4 protein-coding genes are annotated in these 4110 nt (G+C 53.3%); 1 reads left to right on the top strand and 3 read right to left on the bottom strand.

Going from position 1 to position 4110, the window contains the following annotated elements:
* Positions 1 to 1136: 1136 nt before the first annotated feature.
* The 3 genes from KF784_19765 to KF784_19755 form a co-directional block, all read right to left on the bottom strand.
* Positions 1137 to 1703 (bottom strand): hypothetical protein, encoded by a 567-nt coding sequence (locus KF784_19765; protein ID MBX3121299.1) that lies wholly within the window; start codon positions 1701 to 1703, stop codon positions 1137 to 1139.
* A gap of 725 nt (positions 1704 to 2428) precedes the next feature.
* Positions 2429 to 3142 (bottom strand): hypothetical protein, encoded by a 714-nt coding sequence (locus tag KF784_19760; GenBank protein ID MBX3121298.1) that lies wholly within the window; start codon positions 3140 to 3142, stop codon positions 2429 to 2431.
* A complete protein-coding gene (locus KF784_19755) occupies positions 3139 to 3345 on the bottom strand; it encodes a helix-turn-helix domain-containing protein (protein MBX3121297.1) in 207 nt (68 codons plus the stop codon). Before KF784_19755 ends, KF784_19760 begins: the two co-directional genes overlap by 4 nt.
* A 202-nt stretch (positions 3346 to 3547) precedes the next feature.
* Between KF784_19755 and KF784_19750 the strand changes: the two genes are divergently transcribed.
* Positions 3548 to 4110: hypothetical protein (locus KF784_19750; GenBank protein ID MBX3121296.1), on the top strand; the 563-nt coding region annotated here is incomplete at its 3' end.

Raw genomic sequence — 4110 nt, 5'->3', positions numbered from 1 at the left:
CCTCATGTTTCACATTGTACGCCATTTGTCGTACAAGTCAATCATCTGTCAACACAATCGCACCTTCCCTAAGAAACGAGACCATTGACCAAGACGACGTAAAAAGTACCCTAGAGACTGACAGCGATCAGGGAAGGCAAATGGATATTTTCTCCTTATAGAACAAAGGTTTTACCTTCAACCGATAAGGATCAGTGGTGATGGGGGCATACCCGCATTCTTGACCCAAACCCGTGACGAGATTTTCCTCGAAGACGAACACGGTCTTGAGTCGATACACGATACGCCTCCGCGACCTTTATAGCCAGACCCTGTCCAGTTTCAGCTTCGAAGTAAACCATTGCAGCAGAATGGAGAACCATTCCCAGGACCATATTCGACGGCACCTGGAAGTCTAGAAAAGTCTCCACAGCGCTTTTCGAGTCGTTCTTTCGAATTGGATCGGAGACATCGTAATGGGAACTCCTTCCCGGCTGAGTCCACCGACCTGCAAGAAGTAGGACCTAGAGGGCACGGCGGAGAGGCGAAACGCTAGGCGAAGACAAGCTGGCTTGGTAATAATGATCTCCCGTTCTGAGACTTGCCCCCGAAGGTCCTGACTTCCCAAACGGGGAAGGAGAGAACAGGAGTGTGATGAGTTGGACAAGCTGCTGTGCCTATCTGTTTCTCGAGCAACCAGGATGCTTGGTCCTTCTTGACCGGCGGGGGCTAATTCCTTTCCCTCGAAAGTCCGCAAGGTAATTTTGCGCGTATCAATAGAAACCTCCCCGCCAGTAGGAATAATCCAAACCTCGAGCCAAAGCGGCTGATCTGGTTCGTAGTCAGTAGGCCTCAACCAAGAATCTATAATTCCTGGAAGCCATGGAATGAGTGGCAAAGGACACGGAAAGGGGCAGAACAGATAGGTTGTGGAATCGGCGCGGGGCGCTACTGCCAACTCTAGATTGGGAGCCTCCACCGGAACAGGAAATACCTCAGGATACTGGAAATTGTGTATGGGCTCGGCACTATTGATGCCAGCAGTTATTGGTCGCGTGTAATCCAATCGTCCAAACTCCATGCATCCCTCGAAGAGGCATGCCAGCATTACAAGAGAAGAGAAAGATAGTGTCCGAATGCATGAGGTTCGCATCTAACTAGTGCTTTCGGTCAGTCACAGCGGCTGCGAGCGCATTGTTCTTAAGCGGAAGTGCCTTTAGCAGTTCCCTAGCGTCGTACGCCAAAGAATTCGTGGCGGGCCTTTCTCCATTAAACATTCGAATCGTAATTTCTTGCATGTCCGTGTCAACCGTCGGCACATTTCGAGATCGCGGGAATCCTCTCCCGATAGCACCGACCACCGCTCCTGCAGAGGTCACATGCACTACTCGATGGGAAATTGGTTGGCTATAAGAATTGGCAACTTGGATCGGAATTGTTGAATCGATCACCACAAAATAATCGCGACCTTTAAGCACTGTTAATTCAGCACAGCGGTAAAGCACAAAAAACTGAATATGCTGTTCTCTTGTGAATTCTGCCGGATACTGCAGGAAGCCAGATGGAGCGTTGTACCGCACCACTATAGTGCTGTCATCAATCTCCGTTTCGGAGTAACCACCTCGCAAACCAAGAGGCTGATACCCGAATCTGCACCCGACTGTATTAAGTAATAATAGAATCAGAATGATGCTGGGGGTGATCACTTCTTTGGTCAACGCCAATCGATCACCTTCGAATCAGGGAGGAGCACAAGCCAATAAGTCCCCTCAAACTGAAAACTCAGCAGAGCCTCGCTGAATCATTGTTTTGAGGCTCTTCCAGAATGCCTGCTCCGCCCAGAAAGATCAAGAAGATCACAACCATGTATATACATGCGTTCGACATCAAGGCCTTCAAGGTACGTCTTGCCCGCGGTCCTACTTTGACCATATGAATCAAGTGAAGCGGGGGCTGCGCCCCCGATCCCCCCGGCCGTCCGGTCCAGTGGTCCGGAACGGCCGGGCGGTCTCGTTGGGCGGAATCTTTGCGTTTAATTCTCCGCATGGTTTAAGTATCCCTTCCCTCTTCCCGCTGTTGTAAGCATCAATCGACCAGAATGGCGGCCAAGCTGACGCATCGCCGCCTTACGATGGAAGGAGCATGCTTCCCTCTCACCCGTAGAAGATAGTGGGCGGGTGACAGGGACAGATTGATTGATTACCTCACCGGCGCCCCGTAAGTCCCGCACACTCCACACAAAGCCAGATCTCGCACATCGCGTCGTTCTCCGTATAACAGAATCGCATCCATGCTCGTTCGAATTGGCAGAACTCGCAGAGCCGCTCCTTCGTATGTTCAGGACAGAGCCAGGCTTTCCGTGCACGATCGTACGTGGTCGCTTCCCGTCCGCAACAGGCGGGACCAAAGAGACTCGGCAGCTTCAGATCGCATCGATGCCAGATCATTCTCAAACCTCCTGATAGACCAGCCCCTTCCCCAGGACGAGTTGCAGAATGGTGCCGCTAAACCAAATCGGATGCCCCGAGAGCAGATCCTCCCAGGTCTTGATAAAGACGATGCGCGGGATTTCGATCTCGCCTCTGATCCGGCGATAGACGTTCCGGCTGACCCATTGATGCCGCATCTCTTCCCACAGTCGGCTAATTGGAAACCCAAGCGAGCGCTTCCAGGACCAGCACATATTCACGTAGCCGCATTGATCCTGGACATATTGGCTAATCACATAGCGGCTCAGACGATTCCGGGAGCGATGGCTGGGCTGATAGGCCTTGATCCACACCACGGGAGCCCCGTGGAGGGCCTGCCACTGTGATGACAGCCATTCCTGAGAGATCCAGAATCGCCGGGCGCGTTCCCCATTCGGCACCCGCCAGGCCCAGAAGATATGGAGCACGCCATGCCCTTCTTCTGTCCTGACCTGGTAATACTCCAGGCCTTGAAATCCCAGCTGGCGTTCGATCCGTTGGCGCAGTTGCTTGTGGTGATACGTCAGCTTTTCCGCGTCTCCTCCTTCTGCCGTAGAAAGCGTGACCCACAGCACTTGGAACTGATGGCACTCCCAGAACCAGAGCAGCGACCGCACCCGGTGATAGCCCCGTTTCTGCTTCCTGGTCCATTCCCCGGCGACGGGCTCCCGTCGGAACTCCTTCCAGCGGCTCATCGGGCACCTTCCGCTTGAGGAATGACCGGCCTCAGGCCGGCAGCCAGAATCCGTTCCAGTTCTTCAATGGGAATCCGTACGGCGCGCACCGACGGCTTCACATAGGCAATCTGCCGCTTCAGGATGTATTTCCTGATCGTGCTTTCCTTCAGCCCTAAGCGATTGGCCGCTTCTCGAATAGTGATCAATTTTGTACTGACCATCGGACACTTCCTTGAAAGAATGGCTGTGAAGAGTCACGCTTATTTATTTTTAAGCGTGACGACTCTTGACAGCCATTAGCAGTGAGGAGGTACACTTGCCAAACAAATTCAGGTGGAGACGGCTCTTCAGGACGACACTTTTTTCAGTGGTGTTGGGATCAGGAAAATTGAGAGGGTTCGGCATGAAAAAGGAGCGGAAGGCATGAGCGCACAGGGGAAAGCCGAGCAGGACTTCCAACAGGAGTACCAGAAAGCGATTGAACGTATCCGCTCGATGCCGGATGGCGCCGTCGGATGGGTGCTTAAGTTCCTGCAGATGGAACTAGAGGCCCTGACACCAACCGAATGGACGTTGGTGGCGTTTGAAGTGGCGGCCTTTGTCGACGAGACGGGGGACCGATACGGTGGCATGGTGGCCCCCGAAAGCGGCTGGAGCGTGGAAGGGGTACCCAACGCGAAGAACTATCAGACGATTCCCAGTCGCAAAGAAGCCCAGGACATTCAGGCCACAGTCCTGGAACAATTAGAACTCTACTGGCATGAAGGATACACCGCCTTCAACTTTCCGCAGATGACACTGGTCGTGGTATCGCCAGGCGAGGGCTCTGACGAGGCCGGAACAATCTTCGTGAGCGCGAAACGCAAGGCCAAGGAGTTTGAGTACCGCTTTGTACACCTCCTGGCCCAGTCGGGAGACTACATTCGACGCTGTCCGGAATGCGCCAAGATCTATTTAGCGATCAGACGCGACCAGCTATACTGTCA

The sequence above is a fragment of the Fimbriimonadaceae bacterium genome, assembly GCA_019638775.1.
Lineage (GTDB): Bacteria > Armatimonadota > Fimbriimonadia > Fimbriimonadales > Fimbriimonadaceae > JAHBTD01.
Note: the sequence above shows the minus strand (reverse complement) of the source record. Positions and strands in the feature narration are given on the sequence as shown.